The sequence below is a fragment of the Undibacterium sp. 14-3-2 genome, assembly GCF_016595265.1.
Taxonomy (GTDB): Bacteria; Pseudomonadota; Gammaproteobacteria; order Burkholderiales; family Burkholderiaceae_D; genus Undibacterium; species Undibacterium aquatile.
Genome location: NZ_JAENGS010000007.1, coordinates 251068 through 277115 on the forward strand (window position 1 = coordinate 251068; position 26048 = coordinate 277115).

Annotated in this window: 26 protein-coding genes and 1 other RNA gene; 25 read left to right on the top strand and 2 right to left on the bottom strand. The window is 51.8% G+C overall.

Going from position 1 to position 26048, the window contains the following annotated elements:
* Window positions 1–200 precede the first annotated feature (200 nt).
* The 7 genes from ffs (at window position 201) to Undi14_RS18420 (ending at window position 6192) form a co-directional block, all read left to right on the top strand.
* Window positions 201–299: signal recognition particle sRNA small type (ffs, locus tag Undi14_RS16135), an RNA gene on the top strand.
* A gap of 204 nt (window positions 300–503) precedes the next feature.
* Window positions 504–1298, top strand: coding sequence for an ion channel (locus tag Undi14_RS16140; RefSeq protein WP_200181512.1), 795 nt, complete (start codon window positions 504–506; stop codon window positions 1296–1298).
* A gap of 71 nt (window positions 1299–1369) precedes the next feature.
* Window positions 1370–3649: a DNA polymerase III subunit gamma/tau gene (locus Undi14_RS16145; protein ID WP_200181514.1), complete on the top strand. Its 2280-nt coding sequence runs from the start codon at window positions 1370–1372 to the stop codon at window positions 3647–3649.
* A gap of 59 nt (window positions 3650–3708) precedes the next feature.
* Window positions 3709–4035: a YbaB/EbfC family nucleoid-associated protein gene (locus Undi14_RS16150; protein ID WP_186883567.1), complete on the top strand. Its 327-nt coding sequence runs from the start codon at window positions 3709–3711 to the stop codon at window positions 4033–4035.
* Window positions 4036–4037: 2 nt separating this feature from the next.
* On the top strand, window positions 4038–4634 hold the full coding sequence (recR, locus tag Undi14_RS16155) for a recombination mediator RecR (RefSeq protein WP_186883566.1): 597 nt from the start codon (window positions 4038–4040) through the stop codon (window positions 4632–4634).
* A gap of 175 nt (window positions 4635–4809) precedes the next feature.
* Window positions 4810–6051 carry a CaiB/BaiF CoA-transferase family protein gene (locus Undi14_RS16160; RefSeq protein ID WP_200181517.1) on the top strand — a complete coding sequence of 414 codons (1242 nt, stop codon included), beginning with the start codon at window positions 4810–4812 and terminating at the stop codon, window positions 6049–6051.
* A 12-nt stretch (window positions 6052–6063) separates the two neighbouring features.
* Window positions 6064–6192 carry a hypothetical protein gene (locus Undi14_RS18420; RefSeq protein WP_255520395.1) on the top strand — a complete coding sequence of 43 codons (129 nt, stop codon included), beginning with the start codon at window positions 6064–6066 and terminating at the stop codon, window positions 6190–6192.
* A 117-nt stretch (window positions 6193–6309) separates the two neighbouring features.
* On the opposite strand, the gene Undi14_RS16165 is transcribed toward Undi14_RS18420, so the two are convergent.
* The gene (locus Undi14_RS16165; protein WP_186883564.1) at window positions 6310–6912 is read right to left on the bottom strand and encodes a MarC family protein; all 603 of its coding nucleotides are present in this window, start codon (window positions 6910–6912) and stop codon (window positions 6310–6312) included.
* 364 nt (window positions 6913–7276) lie between these two features.
* On the opposite strand from Undi14_RS16165, the gene Undi14_RS16170 reads away from it, so the two are divergent.
* The 16 genes from Undi14_RS16170 (at window position 7277) to Undi14_RS16245 (ending at window position 23285) form a co-directional block, all read left to right on the top strand.
* Window positions 7277–7465, top strand: a complete 189-nt coding sequence (locus tag Undi14_RS16170) for a DUF1289 domain-containing protein (RefSeq protein ID WP_186883563.1) — start codon at window positions 7277–7279, stop codon at window positions 7463–7465.
* A gap of 81 nt (window positions 7466–7546) precedes the next feature.
* Window positions 7547–9814, top strand: coding sequence for a xanthine dehydrogenase family protein molybdopterin-binding subunit (locus Undi14_RS16175; protein WP_200181519.1), 2268 nt, complete (start codon window positions 7547–7549; stop codon window positions 9812–9814).
* Window positions 9815–10119: 305 nt separating this feature from the next.
* Window positions 10120–10590: a type II secretion system major pseudopilin GspG gene (gene gspG / locus Undi14_RS16180; RefSeq protein WP_186883561.1), complete on the top strand. Its 471-nt coding sequence runs from the start codon at window positions 10120–10122 to the stop codon at window positions 10588–10590.
* Between the two features lie 21 nt (window positions 10591–10611).
* Window positions 10612–11076: a GspH/FimT family pseudopilin gene (locus Undi14_RS16185; RefSeq protein ID WP_200181521.1), complete on the top strand. Its 465-nt coding sequence runs from the start codon at window positions 10612–10614 to the stop codon at window positions 11074–11076.
* Between the two features lies 1 nt (window position 11077).
* Window positions 11078–11458: a type II secretion system minor pseudopilin GspI gene (gene gspI, locus Undi14_RS16190; protein WP_186883559.1), complete on the top strand. Its 381-nt coding sequence runs from the start codon at window positions 11078–11080 to the stop codon at window positions 11456–11458.
* Window positions 11448–12107 (top strand): type II secretion system protein J, encoded by a 660-nt coding sequence (locus Undi14_RS16195; protein ID WP_234030640.1) that lies wholly within the window; start codon window positions 11448–11450, stop codon window positions 12105–12107. The genes gspI and Undi14_RS16195 overlap by 11 nt, the downstream gene beginning before the upstream one ends.
* On the top strand, window positions 12107–13129 hold the full coding sequence (gene gspK, locus Undi14_RS16200; protein ID WP_200181523.1) for a type II secretion system minor pseudopilin GspK: 1023 nt from the start codon (window positions 12107–12109) through the stop codon (window positions 13127–13129). The genes Undi14_RS16195 and gspK overlap by 1 nt, the downstream gene beginning before the upstream one ends.
* 5 nt (window positions 13130–13134) lie before the next feature.
* Complete coding sequence (gene gspL, locus Undi14_RS16205) at window positions 13135–14388, top strand: type II secretion system protein GspL (protein ID WP_200181526.1); 1254 nt, start codon at window positions 13135–13137, stop codon at window positions 14386–14388.
* Window positions 14388–14888 carry a type II secretion system protein GspM gene (gspM, locus tag Undi14_RS16210; protein ID WP_200181528.1) on the top strand — a complete coding sequence of 167 codons (501 nt, stop codon included), beginning with the start codon at window positions 14388–14390 and terminating at the stop codon, window positions 14886–14888. The genes gspL and gspM overlap by 1 nt, the downstream gene beginning before the upstream one ends.
* Window positions 14889–14930: 42 nt before the next feature.
* Entirely contained in the window at window positions 14931–15680 is a 750-nt protein-coding gene (gspN, locus tag Undi14_RS16215) for a type II secretion system protein N (RefSeq protein WP_223826882.1), read from the top strand.
* A 38-nt stretch (window positions 15681–15718) separates the two neighbouring features.
* On the top strand, window positions 15719–17854 hold the full coding sequence (gspD, locus tag Undi14_RS16220) for a type II secretion system secretin GspD (protein WP_200181530.1): 2136 nt from the start codon (window positions 15719–15721) through the stop codon (window positions 17852–17854).
* A gap of 3 nt (window positions 17855–17857) precedes the next feature.
* Complete coding sequence (gene gspE, locus Undi14_RS16225) at window positions 17858–19288, top strand: type II secretion system ATPase GspE (protein WP_370589966.1); 1431 nt, start codon at window positions 17858–17860, stop codon at window positions 19286–19288.
* A 5-nt stretch (window positions 19289–19293) separates the two neighbouring features.
* On the top strand, window positions 19294–20514 hold the full coding sequence (gspF, locus tag Undi14_RS16230) for a type II secretion system inner membrane protein GspF (RefSeq protein ID WP_200181531.1): 1221 nt from the start codon (window positions 19294–19296) through the stop codon (window positions 20512–20514).
* 11 nt (window positions 20515–20525) lie between these two features.
* Window positions 20526–21134: a type II secretion system protein N gene (locus Undi14_RS16235; protein WP_200181532.1), complete on the top strand. Its 609-nt coding sequence runs from the start codon at window positions 20526–20528 to the stop codon at window positions 21132–21134.
* Entirely contained in the window at window positions 21131–21949 is an 819-nt protein-coding gene (locus Undi14_RS16240) for a uracil-DNA glycosylase (RefSeq protein ID WP_200181533.1), read from the top strand. The genes Undi14_RS16235 and Undi14_RS16240 overlap by 4 nt, the downstream gene beginning before the upstream one ends.
* A 103-nt stretch (window positions 21950–22052) precedes the next feature.
* Window positions 22053–23285, top strand: coding sequence for an HD-GYP domain-containing protein (locus Undi14_RS16245; RefSeq protein ID WP_200181534.1), 1233 nt, complete (start codon window positions 22053–22055; stop codon window positions 23283–23285).
* A gap of 78 nt (window positions 23286–23363) precedes the next feature.
* On the opposite strand, the gene Undi14_RS16250 is transcribed toward Undi14_RS16245, so the two are convergent.
* The gene (locus tag Undi14_RS16250) at window positions 23364–24344 is read right to left on the bottom strand and encodes an NADPH:quinone oxidoreductase family protein (protein WP_200181535.1); all 981 of its coding nucleotides are present in this window, start codon (window positions 24342–24344) and stop codon (window positions 23364–23366) included.
* Between the two features lie 109 nt (window positions 24345–24453).
* On the opposite strand from Undi14_RS16250, the gene surE reads away from it, so the two are divergent.
* Entirely contained in the window at window positions 24454–25191 is a 738-nt protein-coding gene (surE, locus tag Undi14_RS16255; RefSeq protein WP_200181536.1) for a 5'/3'-nucleotidase SurE, read from the top strand.
* Window positions 25188–26030 (top strand): protein-L-isoaspartate(D-aspartate) O-methyltransferase, encoded by an 843-nt coding sequence (locus Undi14_RS16260; RefSeq protein WP_200181538.1) that lies wholly within the window; start codon window positions 25188–25190, stop codon window positions 26028–26030. Before surE ends, Undi14_RS16260 begins: the two co-directional genes overlap by 4 nt.
* Window positions 26031–26048: the final 18 nt, after the last annotated feature.

Below are 26048 nucleotides of genomic sequence, written 5' to 3' on the forward strand. Positions count from 1 at the left end.
TGTCGGTTCTTTAGTGTTGCTGGCAGCGTTATCGTTTGTCTGAGCAGAGTATTCTCTGGGGCAGGGTGTCACTCTAAGCTGAGTCAGTGCGACAAAATATTCTGTCGAGCGTTGGCATCATCCGTCCCGTTAATTTGAAGTAGCATTTCTCGCTCGGAAACTTGTGCATATCTATGCAGGATTGCGCTATAATGCGCACTGGCGGGCCCCTGCGCATTGCGGCATGGCCAATCTGGTCAGGTCGGGAACGAAGCAGCCACAGTCATTTACCGCAAGTGCCGCAGATCAGGCTCGCCAACCTTCCTCCGTTTCCCATCCGTCTGTTTTTCACTCTCCCACCTTTATTTTCGCCAGTATTGTTGCGTTCAGCATCGTTCATTTTGGAATCGTTTTGATTTTAATTGCACACCAGAATGAAAGCTGAAATCATGGCTGTTTGCATCTATTGTTTTTTCCGCAGAATTACCAATCGCTGTCTTTTCCTTCTGAAATGTATATTTGAAATGAGTCGTACTCTCTATCCGATGACGCAAAGGTTTATTGCGTGGTTTTCTCATCCCATTTTGCTGTGCGGCTTGTTGTTGTCTATCCCCGCCTTTTATTTGTTGCTGGCTGGTGAGACCGATGTGTACCGGAAAATCGGGCACGGTACATACATTTTTTCCGCGCTCATTATCGCTGTCGATGTTTATCTGCAGTGGGCAAAAAACCGTCATCGTCGTCGCCGTCGCCACGGCAAACTGATTATGGACGCTATCATTATTATTGGTTGTGTGCTGAGTGGTTGGCCGACCAGTGGTGAGTGGGGGGTGATTGAGTGGTTGCTGCGACTCTCTCTCTGTACGGTGATACTGCTGAGAATGGCAACGCTGCTCTTGCAGAAATTAAAACCCAGTCATCTGATGCAGGTGATAGGTTTGGCTTTGTTAATGCTGAGCACCGCCGGTGCTGGTTTTTACTGGCTGGAGCCGAACGTGAATAGTTACGCCAATGGTGTCTGGCTTGCGTTTACGACGGTGGCAACTGTTGGTTACGGGGATATTGTGCCATCGACCCCGGCGTCAAAAATTTTTGCGGTGTTTATTGTGCTGCTCGGTTACGCGATGTTTTCTATAGTCACTGCAAATATCGCAGCGCTTTTTGTTGGTGAAGAGGAAAAACTGTTCGAGCGGGAATTTCATGCTGATATCCGGGTGCTGACGCGCGAAGTTCAGGCCTTACGTGAAGAGTTGCGTCAGCGGGATAAGATCATGTTGCATTTGCAGGAGCAATTGGATAGGCATGAAGGGCGGGAATGATGGCGATCAGTTATTTAAATTTCCTTTGCTGCAGGCACTATGTCGCGCAACGAATAGGGTAAAATCGCAGGATGTCCTATCAAGTTCTCGCCCGAAAATATCGTCCCAAAAGCTTTGACACGCTGGTGGGGCAAGAGCACGTGGTCCGTGCTTTAACGCATGCGCTGGAGCAGCAGCGGCTGCATCACGCTTATTTGTTTACCGGAACACGCGGTGTCGGTAAGACTACCTTGTCTCGTATTCTTGCTAAATCCTTTAATTGCGAAACCGGTATTACCGCCAACCCTTGTGGTGTCTGTGATGCTTGTGTCGCCATAGATGCTGGCCGCTTTGTCGATTATATAGAGATGGATGCGGCGTCTAACCGTGGTGTCGATGAAATGGCATCATTGTTGGAACAGGCAATTTATGCGCCGTCGAATGCACGATTTAAAGTGTATATGATCGACGAGGTGCATATGCTGACCAACCACGCTTTCAATGCCATGTTGAAAACGCTGGAAGAACCGCCTGAACACGTCAAATTCATTCTGGCAACGACAGATCCGCAAAAAATTCCGGTCACAGTCTTGTCGCGTTGCCTGCAATTTAATCTCAAACAAATGCCCCCGGGCCATATTGTTGGTCACCTGGAAAATATTCTTGGGCAGGAGCACATTGAATTCGAGCAGCCAGCGCTGCGTTTGCTGGCGCAAGGCGCGCATGGTTCCATGCGCGATGCCTTATCTCTGACAGATCAGGCGATTGCTTATGCTGCCGGTAAAGTGAGTCTCGATGCGGTGCAAGGGATGCTCGGTGCGCTCGATCAGTCGTATCTGATCCGTTTGCTGGATGCGCTGGCTGAGAATGACGGCAAAGCCCTGCTGGATGTGGCAGATGAAATGGCCGCACGCAGTTTGTCGTATAAATCCGCGTTGCAGGATCTCGGTACTTTGCTGCATCAGCTGGCGATTGCGCAGATGGTGCCGGCAGCAGTTGCTGATGATTTGCCTGAGCGTGAACAGGTGTTGCGCCTGGCGAACGTATTTAACAAAGAAGAAGTGCAGTTGTTTTACCAGATCGCTGTGCATGGCCGGAATGAACTGGCGCTGGCCCCCGATGAATATGCCGGTTTCAGCATGACGCTGTTGCGTATGCTGGCTTTCCGCCCGGTGGATGGCGGCGTGCTGACGCAGTCGGGCGGCACGGGTATATCGCCAGCTCCTCGGCCGGGTAATGGGATGCCTTCTGCTCCGGTAAGGGGAACTGCTCCGTCAACACCGGCGGCACCTGCAATACCTGTTAAAACGGTGGCGGCAAATTCTGCTTCTGCTCAGACTCAGCAGAGTGTCTCTACTCAGCCAACGGCGAACGTCGCCACGGTTGCAGGTGCAGATGCGGCGACGGTTACAACTGCTGTTCCGGCGGCAAAACCGATGAGCCCTGCAATGGCCGCGCTTGCTGCTGCCCGAGCAGCCAGCGCAAAAGCTGGATCGACGACAAAGCCTGCGGCATCGAAGCAAGAAAATGATGTCGCGCCGATTGTGACGCCAGTTGTTCCTGTTTCTCCTGTCGCCTCTGCAATGCCTGCCCCGGTTGCTGTTGCTAAGATTGCGCCTGCTGTTGCTCCCTTGGTTGCTCCAGTAGTTGCTCCCGCCGCTGAACCTGCACCGGTACCTACGCCTGCGGTTGCCAGAGCACCGCAGGAAATGGAGCCCGTCGGCATGGATGACATGCCACCGCCATGGGATGATGACGTCTGGCAGGCATCAGCATTCGGATCTGCGCCCGCATCTGCGCCCGCATCTGCACCGATCGTGAGTCCTGCGGTGACACGAAATCTTCAGCAAAATACAGTCGCTGAGTCTTTGGCGCCAGTGGCTGTATCAGAAACGCCTGCTGTGGCAACTGCCACAGTTACGCCGGTGGCAAACGTCGAGCCAGTGGCTATGGATCGCACTTTGTGGTCGGGTCCGGTTCCAGCGTTGGAATGGGATGGCAACTGGCCAGTCCTGGCTGCGAGTTTGCCTGTGCGCGGTGTGGCGCAACAACTGGCGCAACAAAGCGAACTGATTCATTGCAAGCAAGATGGGAATGCTTTTGTGTTTGAATTGCGCGTTCCGCTATCGACCTTATTGTCTGCGGGGAGTATCGATAAGTTAGCTGCCGCTTTATCCGAACGTTTCGGTAAAAACATTCGGGTGGAAAGCAAAATCGGTGCGGTTGAATTGACGGCCAACGCAAAAGCAGTCGCGGACCGCGAGGTGCGGCAGCAACAGGCTGAGCTGGCAATACAAAACGACTCTTTCGTGCAAACCCTGATGCGGGAATTTGGCGCTGCGATTGTGACTGGCAGCGTGCGTCCGATCTGATCTGGTTTGTTCATTCCTTCCTAATTTATTTATTTCCTTACTTTTCAGGAGCAACTCTTATGATGAAAAATCAACTCGCTGGCTTGATGAAACAAGCGCAGGCTATGCAAGACAATATGAAAAAAGCGCAGGATCAACTCGCTCTGATCGAAGTTGAAGGGCAGGCGGGAGCAGGCATGGTGAAGGTGGTTATGACATGTAAAAACGATGTGAAGCGCGTGACCATTGACCCATCCCTGTTTGGCGATGATAAAGATATGCTGGAAGATCTGGTCGCTGCGGCGTTCAATGACGCTGTGCGTAAGGCAGAAGCAACATCGGCTGAAAAAATGTCAGGTCTGACGGCAGGCATGCCTTTGCCTCCTGGCTTCAAAATGCCATTCTGAGCGTGAAAAAAAACGGCAGCCTCGAACATCTGGCAGAAGCCCTGCGCCGCTTGCCCGGCATAGGGCCAAAGTCGGCGCAGCGCATGGCATATCATCTGCTGCAGCATGACCGTGAAGCCGCATCCGGGCTCGGCCATGCCTTGCTGAATGCGGTTGATCGTATTCATCACTGCGCTTCCTGTAACACCTTTACTGAGATCGACATTTGCGAAACATGTCAGGATGCAGAGCGTGATGACAGCATGCTGTGCGTCGTCGAGACGCCATCAGATCAGATGATGATAGAGCAGACCCTGACGTTCAAAGGTATGTACTTTGTGCTGATGGGGCGTTTGTCGCCACTGGATGGCATAGGTCCGAAAGACATCTATCTGGAAAAGTTGATTGCACGCGCGACCAATGGCATTGTGAAAGAAGTGGTCTTAGCGACGAACTTCACCAACGAAGGTGAGGCAACAGCGCACTACATCAGCGAAACTCTGAAAGCACGTGGTCTGAAAGTCAGCCGCCTGGCGCGTGGCGTTCCTGTTGGCGGCGAGCTTGAATACGTTGATGCTGGAACGATTGCGCGCGCAATGTTGGATCGGCGTACGACCTGAAGCAATCACAATGTCTGTGCTGATGCCACCGCCTTGTTCTGCTCGTGCGAGTGCACTGCATTGTTTCAGTGATTGTTTTTCTATCGATGTTGATGAATCTGTGAGGCGCAATCCGGACCCGGAAATCCATCAACTTTCTTTCTTCCCCTGACTTCCTTTTACTTTCTTCCACCTCATGACACAAAATCGCAAGGGCCCTTTGGCAGGCATCAAAGTTCTTGAACTGGGTACCCTGATTGCAGGGCCTTTTTGTGCGCGTATGCTGGCAGAATTTGGCGCAGAAGTGATTAAGGTCGAGTCGCCGGATGGCGGTGATCCTTTGCGTCAGTGGCGTGTATTAAAAGACGGGACTTCACTTTGGTGGAGTGTGCAGGCGCGCAATAAAAAAAGTATCACTCTGAATATGAAAAGCGAGGAGGGGCAGGAGATCGCCCGTCGGCTTGCGCTGGATGCCGATATCATCATCGAAAATTATCGTCCCGGTGTGCTGGAAAAATGGCAGTTGGGTTATGAACAGTTGAAGGCGCTGAATCCGGCGACGATCATGGTGCGTTTGTCTGGTTATGGCCAGACTGGGCCAATGAAAGATCAACCTGGCTTTGGTGCTATCGGTGAATCTATGGGCGGCTTGCGTTATGTCTCCGGTCACGCTGACAGGCCGCCGGTGCGGGTGGGTATTTCTATCGGCGACTCAGTTGCTGCTCTGCATGGCGTGATAGGTGCGATGATGGCGTTGCGCCATCGTGATGTCACAGGAGGTCGCTGGAATGGAAAAAGCGGTGAACACAGTGTTGGCGGGCAGGGGCAGATGGTCGATGTTGCCTTGTATGAGTCTGTCTTTAACCTGATGGAGTCGCTGGTACCTGAATTTGATGTTGCAGGTGTCGTTCGTGAACGCACTGGTGGTGCGTTGCCCGGCATTGTGCCATCGAACACCTATACCACTGGCGACGGCGAAAATATTGTGATCGCCGGCAATGGCGATGCGATTTTCCATCGACTGATGAAGGCAATACAACGCCAAGATCTTGCTGATGATCCTGCACTTGTACGTAACGATGGCCGCGTGCCGCGCACGGCGGAAATTGATGCAGCGATACAGGATTGGTGCGCGACACAGAATATCGATAGTGCCTTACAAATACTGAAAGCGGCGGATGTGCCAGTCGGCAAAATATACTCGGTGCGCGATATGATGAATGATCCGCAATTTCAGGCGCGGCAGATGTTTGAGCAGCATCATTTCGCGGATGGCGAGGGGATTAAGTTGCCTGCGATTTCGCCTAAGTTATCAGAAACACCGGGACAAACCGCCTGGCTGGGTCCTGAGCTTGGTGAGCACAACTACGAGGTATTATCTGCGCTCGGTTACTCAGAGGCAGACATCGCAGAATTACAAAATAAAAAAATTATTTAAATGGAGATCGCAATGAATCGTCAGTTCTGGAAGCAGTTCCTGATTGCCCTGGTATTATTTTTATTGGGCTACTTCACGTTTAACAGCAAGTTGTTTGCGGCAGTGTTGCCGCCAGTTGCGAATATTGCTGTTGTCGGCTGAAATCTGAGAGAGTCAGAGCAAGAATCAACCAGAAAAAATCAGCCTGAATTTTAATCAATTAAAAACTCAGGCTGATTGCGCTGTCTTCTTTCTGTCTCTGACTTAGAGGATGTTTCGTCAGCTCAGCGTTTTGATATATTCGCGGAAGCCGGCCAGCAGCATTTCTATCGACATCGCGGCAAGTATCAAGCCCATCAGGCGTTCAAATGCCGTCATCACGTGAGCACCCAGCACTCGTTGCATACGTTCGGCGCTCAGTAAGACGATCAGCCAGACCACCGCCACGGCGGTCAGCGCGCCCAGATGCACCAGCATTTCCTGATTATTGTCAGATGAAAACAGCAACACCGTCGCCAGTGCAGACGGGCCCGCCAGCGCTGGGATGGCGAGCGGCACGATGAAGGGTTCGTGATTATCCTCAGTGTCGCCAAAAATCCCGCCTTCTTGCGGAAATACCATGCGCAATGCGATCAGGAACAGAATCACGCCGCCACCGATGCGGATGGAAATTTCTGATAATTGCAAGGCTGTCAGAAAATTTTTGCCGAAAAACATAAACAGCAGCAGCAAAATAAAGGCAATGCCGCATTCGCGTACGATCACGCGCCAACGCCGTTCTGGTGAAACGTGTGAGAGTGCGCTGACGAAAATCGGCACGTTGCCGAACGGGTCGGTAACGATGACCAGAAGGATCAGGGTTTGAAAAAAATCTTGTGCCATGAATTACATTTTCTATTGAATGGTGAAACCAGAATATTCTGATGGTTGCGACCTGTGTCGCTGCGGTAGTGATGACAGGAACTGGTGCTACAGATGGTCAGTGTTGATCAGTTTGCAGTGCCTTTTATGTTGAGTCGCAAGCTGAAGAGGCTCAATTTTCCTGTGCTTTGACTGTGGCTGTCAATCAAAGCAGCGGCTAGTCGGCGGTTTTGCCGGAAATAGAACTTTCGCACCAGAGCGATACAGCATAATTAGCGTTACTATTACTCCCCGGATAGGTGCATGCCTGTCTTTTATTTTTTGAATGTGCCTGCTTCGTCTTTTACGGTAAAGACAAGCAGAGCTGCGCTGGATGGTATGAATCATGAGTGAAACAAAAGAACGTCCGGATACGCCTTGTGTGGCGGTGTGTTCCACGACCTTCGATGAAATTTGTCGCGGCTGCGGCCGCACTGTCACCGAAGTGGCGGACTGGGTGTTTATGAATGCAGAACAAAAAGAAGTCGTCTGGCAACGTATTTTGTCGCAAGGATATCCACGAAGGAATAGCTGAGACGGCAACCGAGGCAAATTTATTGATCCTTGATCACTCTTAATTTTAAAAATAAAAAATACTGAAAACGGAGACCAGGTAATGTCAGACATCAAGAAAACAGGGCGTCGCCGCTTTATTTTAGGCGCAGCCGGTGCTGCTGGTGCTTTGCTTGTTGGCTGGGGGCTGATGCCGCCGCGCCAGCGCTTGAATGCGGCGCATTCTTTGCCTGTGGTGAATGATGAAGTCGCACTCAATGGCTGGATAAAAATCGCCAAAGACGGTAGCGTCACCGTTGCCATGCATCGCAGTGAAATGGGGCAGGGCATACATACCGCACTGCAAATACTGGTGGCGGAAGAGCTCGATGTCGCGATGGCGCAAGTCAAAACCATGCCAGCGCCCATCGATAAAATCTACGGCAATCTTTCTATGCTGGCAGATGGCCTGCCTTTTCACCCCGATGATCATGGCGTGATCAAACAATTCTCGCAATGGATGACATTGAAAACCGCGCGCGAACTGGGGCTGCAGGTAACGGGTGGGTCTTCCAGCGTCAAAGATGCGTGGTTGCCTATGCGTGAGGCCGGTGCGGCAGCGCGCGCGATGCTGATTGCAGCGGCGGCGAAAGAGTGGAACGTGCCTGCAGATCAATGCATGACCGCGAATGGTATGGTGATGCACGCATCCGGCAAGCAAAAGTCTTACGGTGAGCTGGCGGCCAGCGCTGCTGAGACTAAGCCTGCCCGGATACGGCTGAAAGCGCCTGAAGAATTTAAACTGATCGGTCATCCTGAACCGCGTACCGATGCCAAAGTCAAAGTAGATGGCAGCGCGCAGTTCGGGATCGATGCGCATCCGGCTGGAATGCTGTTCGCGGCACTGAAATTAAGCCCGGTCATCGGCGGCAAGATTAAGCGCGTGGATCAGGCCCCGGTACTCGCGATGCCTGGCGTCACGCATGTCGTTGATTTTTCGGCAGCCGTTGGCGAGGCCGGTGTTGCCGGTGTTGCGGTCGTCGCGAAAAGCTACTGGACGGCGAAAACGGCCTTAGCAGCATTGCCGGTGGAGTGGGATGCCGGTGCGCACGCGCAGTTATCGACGGAGTCTGTATTCAAAGAGCTGGCAGAAAAACTCGATAGCGAATCTGGCTTCACCTACTACAAGCAAGGCGACGTTGCCGCGATGCTGGCCGCTCCTGCTGCTGCAAAAACCATCAAGGCCGAATATCGCGCCCCGTTTCTTGCACACGCCACGATGGAGCCGATGAATTGCACAGCGCAACTGAAAGACGGCAAGTTGGATTTATGGGTATCCACCCAGGTGCCAAGCATTGCCGTGGCGGTGGCCGCCAAAGCTGCGGGTATCGGTGCTGAACAGGTGCAGTTGCACATGTGCTTTCTGGGCGGTGGCTTTGGTCGCCGCTTAGAGGTTGATATGGTGGTGCAGGCGGTGGCGATTGCAAAACAGACGCAGGGCTTGCCGGTCAAGCTGATCTGGAGTCGCGAAGAAGATATGGCGCATGATATGTATCGTCCGGCAGCGCTGGCGCGGTTTACGGCGGCGCTTGACGATAAGGGTAAGGTACTGGCCTACGATAATAAATCGGCGTCTGAATCTATCATGCATCAGGTGCTGAAACGGACTTTTGGTTTGCCGGGGGCGGGGCCGGATAAGACGACGGCGGAAGGTGAATTCGATATGCCGTATCAAATTGCACATCAGAAAATCGCCCATGTGATTGTGCCCACGCCTGTGCCTGTTGGCTTCTGGCGTTCTGTCGGGCACTCGCATAATGCCTTTTTTAAAGAGAGTTTTATCGATGAGCTGGCGCATGCTGCGGGCGCTGATCCTGTCGATTTCCGGCGTGGTTTGCTGGCGAACCGGAAACGTCATCTGACGGTGCTCGATGCCGCGATGAATAAAGCGGGAAAGCCAGCCGAAGGTCGTGCGCATGGCGTCGCTTTGCATCAGTCATTCGGTACGGTCGTGGCGGAAGTGGCCGAAGTCTCGGTGCAGAACGGGCAAATCCGCGTACACCGGGTGGTCTGTGCAGTCGATTGCGGCATTGCCGTCAATCCCAATATCATTACGCAGCAGATGGAATCGGCAGTTATTTTCGGTCTGAGTGCGGCATTGTATGGCGAAGTGACGATCAAAGACGGCAAGGTCGTGCAGAGTAATTTTCATGATTACCCGGTGTTGCGTATCAACGAAGCGCCGCAGATTGAGGTCGTGATTATTCCGAGTGCAGAGCCGCCTGAGGGCATCGGTGAGCCGGGCGTGCCGCCAATCGCGCCAGCGGTGGCGAATGCGGTATTTAAGCTGACAGGCCAGCGATTACGCAGTTTGCCGCTGAAACTGGCCTGAATGGCCTAAATATACTGGGGGGAGTATTTATTCAGCCCCTTTGTTTATGCAGACATTAAGGTGGTTTTCAGAAAAACAGGGGGGAGTATAGTAAAAGTTCACTTTTTTTGTTATTTTTAAGTAACAAATAATCATGTTGTCATGTTCCCGCTTTATACTGCTTCGCTCCGGATGAGATGGGTAATCGCAACGCAGATAATCAAGCTAATTCAGGGTGCCAGAGTTTTGGTGTTCAGGATTCCTTGGTTGTGCAGAGACCCTCTCAGAGCGGATTTACAGAATTAACCGAATTAATAGATAGGCTTATGTTTACTTCTCAATCGATTTCAGTTTTGCCAGCGGCATCTCGTCAATCCCGTCGTTCGCGTGGTTTTACGCTGATCGAAATTATGGTCGTCGTTGTGATTATGGGGATATTGGCCGCACTGGTCGTGCCTAAGCTGATGGGTCGTACCGATGATGCGCGTATCTCGGCGGCGAAGCAGGATATTTCTACCCTGATGTCGGCACTCAAGTTATATCGCCTCGACAATCAGCGCTATCCCACCACTGAACAAGGTTTGCAGGCCTTAATTACCAAGCCGACTTCCGGTCCTGCAGCAAACGGCTGGAAAACTGGTGGTTACATCGATAAATTACCTAAAGACCCATGGGGTAGTCCGTATCAGTATCTGTCACCTGGCATTAAAGGTGAAGTCGATGTTTTCTCTCTCGGTGCGGATGGTCAGCCGGGTGGTGTTGAAAAAGATGCCGATATCGGCTCCTGGGATTTGTAAACTCTGCATCGTTTCCCACTCATGACACTGCGAAGCAGGCAGCACGGCTTTACACTACTCGAATTGCTGGTAGTGATGGTGATCGCCGGTCTGATGCTGGGCGCGGTCGCGTTTAACGCGATGCCGAGTCCACGTCAGCGCGTCGAACAAGACGCGAATCGGATTGCCTTGCTGTTGCAGCTGGCGCGTGACGAGGCCATTCTGCGCAATTTGCCAGTCGCATTTGAAGCGGATCAGTTTGGTTACCGTTTTCAGGTGCGCGAAGACCGGGTCTGGTTGCCGCTGCGCGATGACATGTTGCGTGATCGCGCATTTGAAATTTCTCCGGTAGAACTGAGTATGGAGCCGCCAAGCAATCAGGCGGCAGCGGTGCGGGTTGTGTTTGGCCGCGAGCCTGTCGATAAGCCTTTCATTATCACTTTACGTGTGCCGGATGGCAGTGTGCGTATCCGCGCCGATGGCGTCGGACATTTTTCCGTGGAATGAGATGCGTCTGAAACTCCCTCGTCACGCTGGATTTACCTTGCTGGAAGTGCTGGTGGCGCTGGTCATCGTCGGTACCGCGCTGGGCGCGAGCCTGCGTGCGGTCGGCAGCCTGACGCAAAACAGCAATGATCTGCGCATTTCGCTGATGGCGACATGGTCGGCGGAAAACCGCTTGTCGCAAATCCGTCTGGCGCGCGAATGGCCTTCACTGGGGGAACGTACGTTTGAATGTCCGCAGGCTGATTTAAAACTTACCTGCGAAGAGCATGTGATCGCGACACCGAATCCTTCGTTTCGGCGCGTCGAAGTCTTCGTGTATGAAACAGATAAACCCGCGCGACGCATTATCAAGCTGACTCAGGTGGTGCCGAATGCACTGTAATCACCGGTCCGCCGCAATGCGCGGTTTTACCCTGATTGAATTGCTGGTGGCGATCACGATACTCGCCATTGTCGCCGTGCTTGGTTGGCGCGGTCTGGACGGTATTGTGCGTGCGCGCGTCGCCTTGAATGCGGAAATGGCTCAGACACGTGGTATTCAACTGGCGTTTGCTCAGATAGAAAATGACTGCGCGCATCTGATGGATGCCAACTTGCTGCAAGGGCGTAGCGTATTGCGTGCGGCAGGAAGCAAGCTGATGTTGATCCGTTCGGTGTTGGAAGATAACCAGCCGCTGCGTTTTCAGGTGATCGTGTACAGCGTGGTCGATGGCAAACTGGGGCGGCGTGAGCTGATACCGACCCGCGAAATTGCGGCATTGGAAAACGATTGGCAAAGTGCCGCCGCTGATACCGATGTAACGCCGGTCATACAGTTGCAGACAGATGTGACATCGCTGGCGATGCGCACCTGGACGCAGGGCGAAACTGGCTGGCGGATCGATGGCACTGATATACAAAACGCTGCGACGGATGGTGCAGCAAAGAACCCCGCGATCAAGAGTGCGAAACTGGCCGGACTGGAAGTGTCCATGCAAGTGCACGGGCGCGAAGCACCGATGACAAAAGTATTTTTGCTGGGGGCGAGCTGATGCATACAGCATTTCATTATTCCCGGCAACGTGGCGTCGCTGTTGTGACCGCGCTGTTGCTGACGACACTGGCGATCACGATTGTTGCCAGTCTGTTCTGGCAGCAACAGGTGCAGGTGCGTTCGATAGAAAATCAACGCATGCAGTTGCAAAAGAAATGGATATTGCGTGGCGCGATCGACTGGGCAAGGCTGATCCTGCGCGAAGATAAAAAGCAGAGCAATGTCGATCATCTGGGGGAGCCATGGGCGGTCAGACTCGAAGACACGCGTCTGGATCAGTATGTTGAAAATGGTCGGGCCGACACCGATGCCAGCGATGCGAGTTTGTCCGGGCAAGTGATCGATGCGCAGTCTTTATATAACTTAAATAATCTGGCGACGGACGGCGTCGTTGATGGCCGTGAAACTGCCGTCTTTGCGCGCTTGCTGACGAATTTGCGTTTCTCCGGTGATCTGGCGCAGCGCACTGCCAGCGCGATTGCGCAAAGCCAGCCAAAAGCGGTGGTACCGAAAGGCGCACCGGACAGCGCCCCCGCCAGTGCGCCTGCGAATTCTGGTGGTAATGTAAAAACCACATCGGAAGACGCGCAAGCTGCAGTACAATTCCTGCGGTTTACACAGGTCGATGATTTGTTGTCCATCCCGGGATATACGCCAGAGATGGTGAATAAATTGCGTTCGTATGTGATCGCCTTGCCCCGCAAATCCGTTATCACAACGATTAATCTGAACACGGCTCCCGCCGAGGTGTTGGCGGCGCGGATCGAGGGCATGAGTTTATCGGATGCGGCAATGGTGGTTGCCAGCCGCGAGCGTGCTTATATCACCGGCTTCGCCGATTTTGAGACGCGTTTTCCGGATAAGGCAAAAATGACTTCTAAAAAAGAGGTCGATACCTCAACCAATTATTTTGTGGTGAACGGTAAGGTTAAAATGAACCGCTCGCTGATGGATGTCAGCGCATTGATAGAGCGGGCAGAGGACGCATCGACGACGGTGCTTTGGGTAAGAGACAACTAAATTACATGGCAAGTACACTCACTATTTCTTTACCCTCGCGGGTGGCTGCTCAGAGCAGCCCGGACTGGTCTTCGCAGACATTTCCGTTCGCCTTATTTTCGGCAGAAGGCAATATATTGCAGCAGGGTCTGCAAACGCTGACAGAGTTACGCGCCTTGTCGGTTGGTGCCCGCCAGCTCCATTTACTGCTGGCTGCCAGTGATGTCAGTTTACTCACGATTAAAGTGCCGCCCATGTCGGCAGCGAAATTTAAAACCGCGTTGCCGAATCTGCTCGAGGAACAACTGACTTCCGACCCTGCCGATGTGGCGCTGGTGGCGACACCGGTGGTGAATGGTGAGGCAACGGTTGCCGTCGCAGACAGGGCTTGGCTGGAGACTATTGCAGCAAAGGTCAAAGACTGGCCGGTAAAGAAAATCGCCGCATTTCCATCACAACTCGCACTGACGTTGCCGGGTCAGGAAAGTCACGCGGCAGCGTTGATTGAAAACCGGGATGGCTTGCTGGCGCTGACGATCAGGCAATCTGAATTGCAAGGCATGGGGCTCAATCTTGCTGAGGCAGAGCGGGATAGCGCAATCGCGATGCTGAATTTGCTGGCACCGGAAACCAATGTCGAATTGTATGTTGGTGTTAATGAAGTCGAGCAATATCAGGCACTGTTGCAGACACTTGCGTTGAACGAGCGTTTTCAGGTGCGGGCAATCAGCTGGCAAAACAGAGTTGGCGGCATCAGTCTGAAAACACTGGATCTGATGTCAGATGTCGGCGCGATTCATAAACCATCAATCGACTGGTCATTGTGGCGCTGGCCTTTGCGTTTGCTGGCAGTGATGGTGATACTGAATATCGCTGCCTTAAACATGGAATGGTTCAGTCTCAAACGCGAAGCCAGAAATTTAAGCGCCGCTTTGATGCAGACGTATAAAAACAGCTTTCCTAAAGAGACGACAATTCCCGATCCTTTAGCGCAGATGCGGCAGAAAGTGGATTTGGCAAAACGCTTGTCCGGTCAGTTTGCACCGAATGATTTTGCTGTGATGGCAGCGCAGTTTACGCAAGTATGGGAGCGCGTGATGCTTGGCAAACCAGCCGACGTGGTGTCGGTGGAATATAAAGATCGCGGCTTGAATGTCAAAGTGAAATCGCCGGGACAGATCCCGCTGGATCAGCTGCGCGGCGCACTGGCGGAACAGTCTATGCGTATGGAAGCCACACCCGATGGGATATTGCATATCACCATGGGAGGAAAAAACTGATGAAGAAGCAATTGACGCAAGAGTTTGCGCTGTTCTGGGAACAACGCGATGCGCGCGAGCGCCGTATGCTGAGCATAGCCGCGGCGGTGATTTTGCTGGCGCTGGTGTATCAGATTTTTCTTGACCCGGCGTTAACGGGGCGGACTAAATTGTTGAAACAGATTCCTGTTTTGCGCCAGCAAGTTGCCGAGATCAGCGCGCTCAGCGCGCAGCAATCCAAACTGGCGGCGGGTTTGTCGCAGATGATAGAGCCGATTACCCGTGAAAGTGTAGAGGCATCGCTGGCGACACGCGGCATTAAGGCGCAAACACTCAGCGTGACGGATGATATCGTGCGCCTACAAATTCAGACGGTCGCCTACGCGAATATCATGGAGTGGCTGATGGAAACGCAAAAATCTTCGCGTTTGACCGTTGAGGAAGCGCGTTTTACCGCCTTGCCAGAACCGGCGCAGGTGAACGTCAGCCTGACATTGAAACAGCAACGCGGTGGACTTTGAATTATGGCGGTAAAGTCAGCAGCGGGATCTTGGGTTTGGATTTTGACCGGCATCGTCAGTATCACGTTATCCGTCTTGTTTTTTTTGCCTGCCAGTTGGCTTGGTGCTTTACTGGAAAAGCAAACGCAGGGGCGACTCAGTCTCGGTGACGTGCAGGGTTCGTTCTGGCGTGGATCGGCGTTTGTCGGCGTTGCTTCCGGTGTCAGCGGCCCGGTGACGCCTTTGTTTGCAGGGCGCTTTGCGTGGAAAATTTCACCGCTGATTTTGCTGGCACAAGTCGAAGCTGAACTGGATAATCCTGAATCGCTGTCGGCCATCGTCAAGATACAGGGTAATTTTTCGGAGTTGCAGGTGAGTCCGGCAAGTTTGCTGTTGCCGACAGAGCGGTTAGAAGGGCTGGGGGCTCCGCTGAATACGATAGGGCCTACCGGGAAATTGCGGATGTCGTGGAATAATTTACGCTTTGCCCGGGATGCTGGCAGACTGAACGGATATGGGCAGTTGCAGCTGGAATTGTCGGAAATGGCATCGCGTCTGTCGCCGGTCAAACCTTTGGGCAGCTACAACATGGCGTTTGATTTACACGGCGCAAATGCTGATCTGCATCTGAATACCTTAAAAGGGCCGATGATGTTGGCCGGCAGCGGTACATTAAACGGCGGCCATTTCCAGTTTTCGGGTAAGGCCTGGGCAGAAGAAGGGCAGCAGGCAAGATTAGCAAATTTATTGAATTTGCTGGGGCAGCGCCGTAAGGACGGCGATCAGGATGTCATCGCTTTAGAGTTTAAATAGTTCAAATGAAAAAATATCCATTAAAAAACAAGGCAGCTATGATCAGCAATTCCTTACGCAAACCGATGCGTCACTTGTCCGTCATGACAGGGGCAGCAGTATTGAGTGCCGGTTGTCTCATCAGCTCTTCTGTGTTGGCACAAACACCAGCTCAAAATACGGCGGATTTAAATTTTGTCGGAGCCGATATTGAATCTGTTGTTAAAGCGATTGGTCATTACACAGGATCGACTTTCATCATCGATCCACGGGTGAAAGGTCAGGTCACGTTAGTCTCGGAAAAACCGCTGACCAAAGAACAGGCATTCAAGCTGCTGACGTCGACATTGCGTCTGCAAGGGTATGCGGTTGTGTATGCGGATGGCTATTACAAAGTGGTGCCGGAATCTGACGCTAAACTGCAACCAGGTCCGACTCAGTCTGTGCAGAATGAGAAAGGCGAATCGGTCAGAGGCGATCAGGTGGCAACGCAGATTTACCGACTGAATTATGAATCAGCGACCAATGTTGTGACGATTTTGCGGCCATTGATTTCGCCTAATAATACGATTAATGCGAATCCGGGTAATAACTCGGTGGTGATTACCGATTACGCCGATAACTTAAAACGTCTGAATAAAATTATTGCGTCTTTAGACGTTCCCGCGACGGTGGATATGGATGTGATTCCTATCAAACACGCGATGGCGAGTGATATCGCTGCATTGGTGAGCAAGCTCAGCGATAACGGTGCAGCGACGGAAGGTGGACGTGCAGTCTTGCTGGCTGATCCGCGCACCAATTCCGTTTTGTTGCGCGCGCCTTCGGCAGCGCGTGCAAATCTGGTTAAAGAGCTGATTGCCAAACTGGATCAGCCAACGGCATTGCCTGGTAATGTGCATGTGGTTTATCTCAAGAATGCGGAGGCGGTGAAGCTGGCGCAGACTTTACGCTCCATTATTTCCGGCGATACCAGCGCCTTACCCGCCAGTACCGGTTTGTCGAATACAGGCAGCTCCGCGAATGGAACGAATAGCCCGCTGACCTCCAATTCCAATACAGGTACAAGTAATACCGGTGTCACCGGCGGTTTGCCACAATCGTCCGGCAGCAGTTCTGCATCAGGCAATTCCGGTGGCGCAGCAGGCTTCATTCAGGCCGATGCGGCAACGAATACATTGATTATTACGGCGAGCGAAGCGGTGTATAAAAATCTGCGTTCCGTGATTGATCAGTTAGATGCACGACGTGCGCAGGTGTATGTCGAGGCGCTGATCGTTGAAATCAGTGCAGATAAAGCGAATGAATTCGGCGTGCAATGGCTGGGGTTGTCTGGCGATAGTAATAGCAATTATCGTGTTGGTGGTGGCACTGCATTTACGACAACTGGAAATAACATACTCAGTCTTGCCACAGCAGCGACGCCGACACCAGGCAATGGTTTGTCTATCGGTGTGTTCAAGCAGATCAACGGTAAACTGGGTCTGGGGGCTGTGGCGCATATCCTCAATAGCAGTGGCAATGCAAATATCTTGTCGATGCCGAATCTGGTTACTCTGGACAATGAAGAAGCAAAAATTGTAGTTGGAAAAAACGTGCCTTTCATTACCGGCCAGTTCACCACTTCTGCATCCACCGGCACGGCTGGTGTGAATCCTTTTCAGACCATAGAACGTAAGGAAGTTGGTCTGAAACTGACTGTCAAACCGCAAATTTCCGAAGGCGGTACGGTGAAGCTGGCGATCTATCAGGAAAGCTCAAGTATTGACGAATCTGCGACGGTGACCTCGTCAGGCCTGATTACCAAACAACGTTCCATTTCCACCAATGTGCTGGTTGAAGATGGGCAGATTCTGGCGCTGGGTGGCCTGATGGAAGACAGTACTTCTGACTCCGTTGAAAAGGTGACGGGTCTGGCGGATATTCCTGTTATCGGTAATTTGTTTAAGTATCAGACGGCCAAGCGCGGCAAAACTAATCTGATGGTATTTTTGCGCCCGACTGTGATACGTAATGCAGATCAGAGCAACAGTGTTTCTGTTGATCGCTACGACTATATGCGTACGCAAATCGCACCAAATAAGGATGGGGTACCGGCTGCGCAGTTGCCTGAGATGGAAAAAGGCAAGCTGATGTCGACGTCGACTTCGCTACCGTCAGATAAGCCGAAGTCCGGCGGTCAGGAAAGCAAGTAAGCCATGATGGAGAATCGCTTATTGCCATACGGGTTTGCGCGAGATTTTTCTGTGTTGGCCAGCCGCGACAATGCTGTCGCAGGGGCACCGGTAGAGTTGTCCGTATCGAATAAAACCAGTCCTGCTGCGATCGCCGAGGTCGGGCGTAAATTTGGCACGATCAAGCTGAATATGCTCAGCCACGATGCGCTGAGTGACCTGATTGCCAAAGCGTATGCAGGCTCCGGCGGCGATGCCGCTGATGTTGTCGGTGAGGTGGAGTCCGATCTGGATCTGGCGAAGCTGATGCTGGATATGCCAGCGATAGAAGACTTACTGGAATCGGCTGACGATGCACCTGTCATTCGTATGATTAATGCGCTGCTGACGCAGGCATTACGTGATGGCGCCTCCGATATTCACATAGAACCGTTCGAGCAGATTTCAGTCGTGCGTTTTCGTATCGATGGATCGTTACGGGACGTCGTTCGGCCGCGTAAAGCAATTCATGCTTCCCTGATCTCACGTATTAAGATCATGGCGCAACTGGATATCGCCGAAAAGCGTTTGCCTCAGGATGGGCGCATCACATTACGGATTGGCGGTAAGCCCGTTGATGTGCGTGTATCGACTTTGCCGACCGGTCATGGTGAGCGTGCTGTTTTACGTTTGCTGGATAAGGAAGCCGGGCGTCTCGATCTGAGTAATCTTGGTATGAGTCCGGATGTTCTTGAAAATTTTGATAAGCTGATCGCGCAGCCGCACGGCATCGTTCTGGTTACCGGGCCGACTGGTTCGGGTAAAACGACGACGCTGTATGCGGCGCTATCTCGCGTCAATGCCGGCACAACCAATATTCTGACAGTCGAAGATCCTATTGAATATGAATTGGCGGGGGTCGGGCAAACGCAGGTCAATGCGAAGATAGACATGACGTTTGCCAAAGCCTTGCGCGCTATTTTGCGCCAGGATCCGGATGTGATCATGATCGGTGAGATCCGTGATCTGGAAACAGCGCAGATTGCCGTGCAAGCTTCACTGACCGGCCACCTGGTTCTGGCGACTTTACATACGAATGATTCATCTGCTGCAGTGACCCGTTTGCTGGATATGGGGATAGAACCTTTCTTGTTGTCTTCTTCACTGTTGGGTGTTGTGGCGCAGCGTCTGGTACGCAAACTTTGTACGCATTGCCGTCGTGAAGAAGGTGGGCAATGGCATGCGACTGGCTGTGAACACTGCGGCCATACTGGTTATCAGGGACGTGTTGGCGTGTATGAATTGTTGCAGACGACGGAAGATATCCGTGCGCAGATTCACCATCAGGCATCGGAGGCAGAAATCCGGCTCGCCGCCCAGCATAATGGTATGAAAACCATGCGCGAAGATGGCGATCGTTGGGTGAAGAGTGGCGTGACTACGCCTGAAGAATTATTGCGCGTCACTAAGGAATAATTACCGTGCCGGCATTTCGATATGAAGCGATAGATAGTCATGGCAGTAGCAGTACCGGTGTGTTAAACGCCGATAGTGCGAGAGCGGCGCGCGGTGATTTACGAGCACAGGGTCTTGTTCCTGTGTCGGTTGAGGCTATCAATAACAATGCTGACGGCGGTGCCCGTCAGCGACGCTCTTTTTTCTCCGAGCGCTTATCCAGCGTGGAGCTGGCTTTATTTACCCGCCAGCTTGCAAGTTTGCTGGAAGCGGGATTGCCGCTGGAGCAGTCATTAACAGCGTTGCTGGAACAATCTGAGCGTACCTTTATCCGCGACATCATTGCGTCTGTGCGATCCGAGGTGATGGCTGGAGCCGCCTTATCTGATGCGCTGAAACAGCATCCGGATGATTTTGCCGACATCTATTGCGCTCTGGTGGCGTCAGGCGAACAAATTGGTCATCTGGCACGTGTTTTGTCGCGTCTGGCCGATTACATAGAACGTCGTAACGCGCTGGTGCAGAAGGTGAAGCTGGCTTTTACTTATCCGGCGATTGTGACGGTCGTGGCATTTGCGATTGTGATTTTCTTGCTGACGTATGTGGTGCCGCAAATTGTTTCTGTGTTTGCGAACACCAAACAAAAACTGCCGCTGCTGACCGTGTTGATGTTGGCCGTCTCAGATTTTGTGCGGGTGTATGGTTGGCTGGTTGCTTTGCTTGGTGTTGTGGCTTTTTCAGTCTGGCGTCTTGCCTTGAAAAATCCCGAAATAAAAATGCGCTGGCATCAGTGGTTGTTGACAGCCCCTGTTTATGGCAAGTTTGAGCGCAGTTTAAACACGTCCAGGTTTGCCAGCACGCTGGCGATTACGACAGGTTCGGGAGTGCCGATTTTACGTGCCCTGCAAACGAGCCGGGAGACCTTATCGAATGTCGCAATGCGCGCTCAGGTCGAGGATGCGACGGCAAGTGTCCGTGAGGGCGTCAGTCTGGCACGGGCATTGTCTGCGCATAAATATTTCCCACCTATGCTGATTCATATGATACGCGCAGGCGAAGTCACGGGTGAGCTGCCTGCTATGCTGGAACGTGCATCGAGTGCGCAGGAGCAGGATCTGGAACGCAGGGCGCTGACGATCGCCGGTTTGCTGGAGCCTGTACTCATACTCGCAATGGGCGCGGTGGTTTTGCTGATCGTGTTGGCAGTCCTGATGCCTATTATTGAAATTAATCAGCTGGTACGCTGACAAGGATAGAAATGAAGCGTTTACCTCTTTTGTGTAGTGTGATTGCATTTGCATTATTGTGCGTGACTGTCAGTTTCTGGGGCTTGCGTATTTTTAATCCACAGAACCGTAGCGTTGCGGCGCCAACTCAGCAAAATAGCATCGAGCCCGGTTCTGGGCAGTGGGGCAGCTTGTTCGGTGCTGCGCCTGCAAGTCAGATGGCAGCCAGCAATTATCAATTGAAAGGTGTGATCATCGCAAAGCGATCGGCAGAAAGTCTGGCGATTGTCAGTGCTAATGGCAAACCTGCGCAGTCAGTCGCGATTGAGATGCAGATTGCGCCCGGTGTTGTATTGAAGGAAGTGTACGAGCAGTATGTGCTGATTTCAGATAACGGCGTGATTCGTCGAGTCGATCTGCCACAAAATGCGGTCGTGAATATCGCAGCAAATCCGGTTCGTCCTCCGCCAACCGAAATTATCGGCATCAATCCTGTGGCACCGGTGGCATTTCCTGCGCATCAGGCGCAGCCTGTTCCGCCAGGCGGTCCTGCACCTGTTCCGAGTCCGGTTGTCACTCCGGGGCTTTCTACCGCATCATTACCTGCAGTGATGCCTGGCACACCGGGTGCTGCACAATGACTGTGCGCAGTCTCGACAATTTGCCAGCGCAGATTACTGATTGCATACAACTCGCCCATCCATCCTGGCATCCTGCGATACTGAACGGTTTACATGCGATGCATGCTGCAGATGCCACTTATTTTTCGCGCTTATGCTCGACTGAATTTTTACCGACGGAAGGGCGTTTGTTTGCTGCGTTTCAACAACCGTTAAATGAAGTTCGCTATGTGTTGATCGGTGAGGGACCTTATCCGCGCGCTGATAGTGCGACTGGTGTTTGTTTTATGGATGGTGCTGTTGACAGTCTGTGGGCTGAGGATGGTTCCGGCTTATCTAAAAAAGTCAATCGTGCGACGTCGCTACGAAACTTTATGAAAATGCTGCTGGTCGCTTCCGGCGATCTCAATCAGGAGCATACGAGTGGCGATGTGATGACAGCTGTTGCCACCTCTGCTTTGAATGACGAGACAAGGTTTATCCGGAAACTCTCTGATTTGCAACAAAATATGCACAAGCATGGTTTTCTGCTACTGAATGCGACGCTGGTTTTTCGTGATAACGTGGCACCGGTCAAGGATGGCAAATCCTGGCAGCCGTTTTTACAAGCCATTTTTGCCAGTTTACTGGGGCAGAAGTCTTCGGCATCTCTGCCATCCCTTGTTTTGTGGGGGAAAATTGCGGAACAGTTGAAGCGGATTCCGGAAACGGCGCACTTTCCGCAAATTCTTGCAGAACACCCGTATAACCTGAGTTTTATCAAAAACCAGGAGATGCAGGATTTTTTTCGTCCTATGCAATTACTACATAATTGCTCAAAGGAAAATTTTTGTTAGAAGCATGCGCTTATTGTGGCGTAGTTCCTGCCTTTGTAGAATAATCTAAGCTTGGGTTTGTACAGGCTTCACGTCGTCAGTTATCGCTTCCACTCGCTTCTTTATGCTAAAAAAAATTAAAACATCCGAATTGAGAGTGGGTATGTTTGTCACTGAGTTATGCGGCTCATGGATAGATACACCATTCTGGAAAAAATCGTTTCTTCTCTCGGATTCCGCTGAATTGCTGGAGATCCAGAAATCAAAGATACAGGAAGCGTGGATAGACACAAGCAAAGGCCTTGATGTTCTTCAAGCCGAGCCTGAAGCAAAGCAAGAACCGGAACCCGTCGTCCAAACCGTTGTCGTAAAACAGCCAGTTCCAAGGCAGACAGCACCGGTTTCTATGGCAGAGGAGATCGACAGAGCATCCTTGATTGTGAATAAATCGCGTGCGGCAGTTTTTTCTATGTTCAGTGAAGCGCGGATGGGAAAAGCCGTTGATGTCGGTAATGCGCAGGAAATGGTAGAGGAAATTGCAGACTCGGTGATGCGTAATCCGGGTGCTCTGATTGGTCTTGCGAGACTGAAAACCAAGGATGATTACACTTACATGCATTCGGTTGCGGTCTGTGCGTTGATGGTCGCGTTGGGCAAGCAATTAGGCTTAAGTGATGCGGACACCCGTGAGGCAGGGCTGGCAGGTTTGCTGCATGACATTGGTAAGATGGGCATTGACCCTGACATCCTGAATAAGCCAGGTAAGTTGACTGATGCGGAATTTGTCTCCGTCAAAGAGCATCCGGCGGCTGGATACAAAATGCTGCTGGAGGCAAATGGCGTCAGTCAGGTCGCGCTCGATGTGTGTTTGCATCATCACGAAAAAATGGATGGCAGCGGTTACCCGGATCGTCTGAAAGGTGAAGAAATCAGCCTGTTTGCGCGGATGGGAGCGGTGTGTGATGTGTATGATGCGATCACCTCAGACCGTCCATATAAACAAGGTTGGTGTCCTGCAGAATCTTTACGGAAAATGGCCGAGTGGAGTAAGGGCCATTTCGATGAAAAAGTATTCCAGGCATTTGTAAAGAGTATAGGCATCTATCCTGTTGGTACTCTGGTGCGGATGGAGTCTGGGCGACTCGGCGTTGTTGTTGAGCAACAGGTTGGCAAGTCTTTGTTATCGCCCAAAGTCAGGGTGTTTTTTTCTGTCAAATCTATGGGTTATATCGTTCCTGAGTTGCTTGATCTGGCTGGTCCGGGCTTGCAAGATAAAATTGTCGCAAGAGAAGATGCATCAAAGTGGGGGTTAAAGGACATCAATCGCTATTGGCTTGGTGATGCTGCTCCACATTGACTTGTACTGTTTCATTTGATTCAATATAAAAAAACTCCACGGCATAGCGTGGAGTTTTTTTCAATAACGCTTGATGCATTATCTTTCAGGTTGTATCACTACTTTACCGGTCACTTTGCGGGCTGCGATATCGTTCAATGCGTTGGCCGTTTCGTTCAATGCATATCGGGCAGAAATATGGGGCTTGATTTTTCCCTCCCTCAGCCAGCCTATCATTTCGCTCATTGCCGCCATATTGGCTTTGGGTTCGCGCTTGGCAAATTCCCCCCAAAACACACCGACCAGAGATGCACCTTTTAACAGTGCGAGATTCAGTGGTAATTTCGGAATCTCACCATTTGCAAAACCGACGACCAGATAACGTCCACGCCAAGCGATAGAGCGGAATGCAGGTTCAGCGTAGATGCCGCCAACCGGATCGTATATGACGTCCGGCCCTTTGCCTCCGGTCGCGCTTTTGATTGCTTCACGTAAATCAGTGTTGCTGTAATTAATCGTCATATCGGCGCCATGTTGGCGGCAGATGTCGAGTTTCTCATCTGTTGACGCTGCCGCAATGACTTTGGCACCGATCGCTTTTCCGATCTCAATCGCAGCCAGCCCGACACCACCTGCAGCACCCAGTACCAACATGGTTTCACCCGCTTTCAGTTGCGCTCTGTCAACAACCGCATGATGTGATGTGCCATAAGTCAGCGTGATTGCAGCAGCTGTATCAAAATCCATTCCTTCCGGCATAGGAATAACGGCGTTGGCGGGCGCTAAAACTTGTTGGGCAAACGCCCCTTGACCGATAAAGGCAATTACCTTGTCACCAGTTTTGATATGTTTTACACCCTCACCGACAGCGTAAACAATTCCGGACAACTCGCTGCCCGGCGTAAACGGTAGTTCAGGTTTGAACTGATATTTGTTTTGTATGATGAGGAAGTCGGGGAAGTTAACACCAGCGGCCTTGACGGCAATCGCCACCTCTCCGGCTCCGGGTGTCAGGTCCGGTAGTTCGATTACTTCCAAGGTGTCCGGGGTGCCCCAGGTTTTACATACAACGGCTTTCATATGAAGTCTCCAGTTTTAAAATAGTACGACCGTTTAATTTTTTTTGATTATGCCGTAAAAATTGATGACAGGAGGAATTTGTTTTTCCGCATCAGGTAGAATGTGGCTTATGAAAATCTTAATTAGTAATGATGATGGTTATCTTGCCCCTGGCATCGTTGCTCTGGCGGAAGCGCTGATGCCTTTTGCCGAGATTACGGTTGTTGCGCCAGACAGCAACCGCTCCGGTACTTCGAATGCCTTAACGCTGGACAGACCGTTGTCGGTACAACGGGCAGCAAACGGCTTTTATTTTGTGAACGGCACTCCCTCCGACTGCGTGCATATCGCATTAACGGCGATTATGACTGAACGACCTGATTTGATTGTTTCAGGCGTCAATCAGGGACAAAACATGGGCGACGATACTTTGTATTCCGGTACAGTGGCCGCGGCTACTGAGGGATACTTATTTGGAATTCCCGCAATCGCCTTTTCTCAGGTGCATAAGGGGTGGCAGCATCTGGATGCGGCGGCGGCAGTGGCTGCTGAATTGGTTCTGCGCGGGTTTCCTGAGTTGCCTTCACCTTATTTGCTGAACGTGAATATTCCTAATCTACCCAGGAGTGACATAAAAGGAATACGCCGGGCGCGCCTTGGGAAGCGACACAGTTCTGAGCCCGTTATTCCGATGAGAGATCCGCACGGACGTGATATTTACTGGATAGGACCACCGGGAGGTGTTCTTGACGGCGGTGAAGGGACTGATTTTGACGTGACATCGAAAAATTACGTGTCCGTCACACCTTTACAAGTTGATTTGACCAATACACGACAATTGGACATGCTGGCCATGAACATTCAATGACAACGAAAGAAAAGCGTTTCCCTCTCTCCTTATCGTCGGTTGTTGATCAACGCGAGGCAGGGCGTGGCGATCGTTCAGGTCGCAGTGCATCGACGCAGACGGCAACGCAAAATGCAAGGCAGGGTGCCAATCTGGCTGCTCGCATAAGCGCTGCGGAAAACGGTGGAAAAAAACCACCTGAACAAGCTGTGCCATTCGCCAGTCCTTTGGTTTCTGATGGCGTCCGACGTGCAATGGTTGCAAGGGTAGCGCAGCAGGGAGTCAGTGATACTCTGGTTTTAGCAGCATTACAAGCGATTCCCCGGCACATGTTTCTGGACTCCGGTCTCGCCAGTCAGGCGTATGTTGATGCTTCGCTTCCTATTGGTCATCATCAGACTATATCGCAGCCATACATTGTTGGCCGGATGTTGGAGATTTTGCGGAACGGAGCAGCTCTTGATAAAGTGCTGGAAATAGGAACCGGATGTGGTTATCAGGCCGCAGTGTTGTCGCTAATAGCGAAAGATGTTTATTCTGTTGAGCGTATCAAGGCCTTGCACGAATTGGCGAAAAATAATCTGCGGCCAATGCGCATTGCGAATATCCGTTTGCATTATGGTGATGGCATGTTAGGTATGCCTCAGGTTGCCCCGTTTGACGGTATCATATTGGCTGCTGCCGGCTTGGAAGTGCCTCACGCCTTACTGACGCAACTGAAAATCGGTGGGCGCTTGATTGCGCCAGTCGGTGATCGGCATCAGGTTTTACAGCTAATCGAGCGTATTTCAGTAAATGACTGGAACAGTACTATGGTAGAAAATTGTCACTTCGTTCCTTTGCGCTCCGGAGTCATTTGAGGTCGTGGCACAAGATCG

Bases quoted from the DNA above. Each gene is read 5' to 3' on its own strand.
- Undi14_RS16140 (WP_200181512.1), top strand. From the start codon at position 504: ATGAGTCGTACTCTCTATCCGATGACGCAAAGGTTTATTGCGTGGTTT.
- Undi14_RS16145 (WP_200181514.1), top strand. From the start codon at position 1,370: ATGTCCTATCAAGTTCTCGCCCGAAAATATCGTCCCAAAAGCTTTGAC.
- Undi14_RS16150 (WP_186883567.1), top strand. From the start codon at position 3,709: ATGATGAAAAATCAACTCGCTGGCTTGATGAAACAAGCGCAGGCTATG.
- Undi14_RS16160 (WP_200181517.1), top strand. From the start codon at position 4,810: ATGACACAAAATCGCAAGGGCCCTTTGGCAGGCATCAAAGTTCTTGAA.
- Undi14_RS18420 (WP_255520395.1), top strand. From the start codon at position 6,064: ATGAATCGTCAGTTCTGGAAGCAGTTCCTGATTGCCCTGGTATTATTT.
- Undi14_RS16165 (WP_186883564.1), bottom strand. From the start codon at position 6,912: ATGGCACAAGATTTTTTTCAAACCCTGATCCTTCTGGTCATCGTTACC.
- Undi14_RS16170 (WP_186883563.1), top strand. From the start codon at position 7,277: ATGAGTGAAACAAAAGAACGTCCGGATACGCCTTGTGTGGCGGTGTGT.
- Undi14_RS16175 (WP_200181519.1), top strand. From the start codon at position 7,547: ATGTCAGACATCAAGAAAACAGGGCGTCGCCGCTTTATTTTAGGCGCA.
- gspG (WP_186883561.1), top strand. From the start codon at position 10,120: ATGTTTACTTCTCAATCGATTTCAGTTTTGCCAGCGGCATCTCGTCAA.
- Undi14_RS16185 (WP_200181521.1), top strand. From the start codon at position 10,612: ATGACACTGCGAAGCAGGCAGCACGGCTTTACACTACTCGAATTGCTG.
- gspI (WP_186883559.1), top strand. From the start codon at position 11,078: ATGCGTCTGAAACTCCCTCGTCACGCTGGATTTACCTTGCTGGAAGTG.
- Undi14_RS16195 (WP_234030640.1), top strand. From the start codon at position 11,448: ATGCACTGTAATCACCGGTCCGCCGCAATGCGCGGTTTTACCCTGATT.
- gspK (WP_200181523.1), top strand. From the start codon at position 12,107: ATGCATACAGCATTTCATTATTCCCGGCAACGTGGCGTCGCTGTTGTG.
- gspL (WP_200181526.1), top strand. From the start codon at position 13,135: ATGGCAAGTACACTCACTATTTCTTTACCCTCGCGGGTGGCTGCTCAG.
- gspM (WP_200181528.1), top strand. From the start codon at position 14,388: ATGAAGAAGCAATTGACGCAAGAGTTTGCGCTGTTCTGGGAACAACGC.
- gspD (WP_200181530.1), top strand. From the start codon at position 15,719: ATGATCAGCAATTCCTTACGCAAACCGATGCGTCACTTGTCCGTCATG.
- gspE (WP_370589966.1), top strand. From the start codon at position 17,858: ATGATGGAGAATCGCTTATTGCCATACGGGTTTGCGCGAGATTTTTCT.
- Undi14_RS16235 (WP_200181532.1), top strand. From the start codon at position 20,526: ATGAAGCGTTTACCTCTTTTGTGTAGTGTGATTGCATTTGCATTATTG.
- Undi14_RS16240 (WP_200181533.1), top strand. From the start codon at position 21,131: ATGACTGTGCGCAGTCTCGACAATTTGCCAGCGCAGATTACTGATTGC.
- Undi14_RS16245 (WP_200181534.1), top strand. From the start codon at position 22,053: ATGCTAAAAAAAATTAAAACATCCGAATTGAGAGTGGGTATGTTTGTC.
- Undi14_RS16250 (WP_200181535.1), bottom strand. From the start codon at position 24,344: ATGAAAGCCGTTGTATGTAAAACCTGGGGCACCCCGGACACCTTGGAA.
- surE (WP_200181536.1), top strand. From the start codon at position 24,454: ATGAAAATCTTAATTAGTAATGATGATGGTTATCTTGCCCCTGGCATC.
- Undi14_RS16260 (WP_200181538.1), top strand. From the start codon at position 25,188: ATGACAACGAAAGAAAAGCGTTTCCCTCTCTCCTTATCGTCGGTTGTT.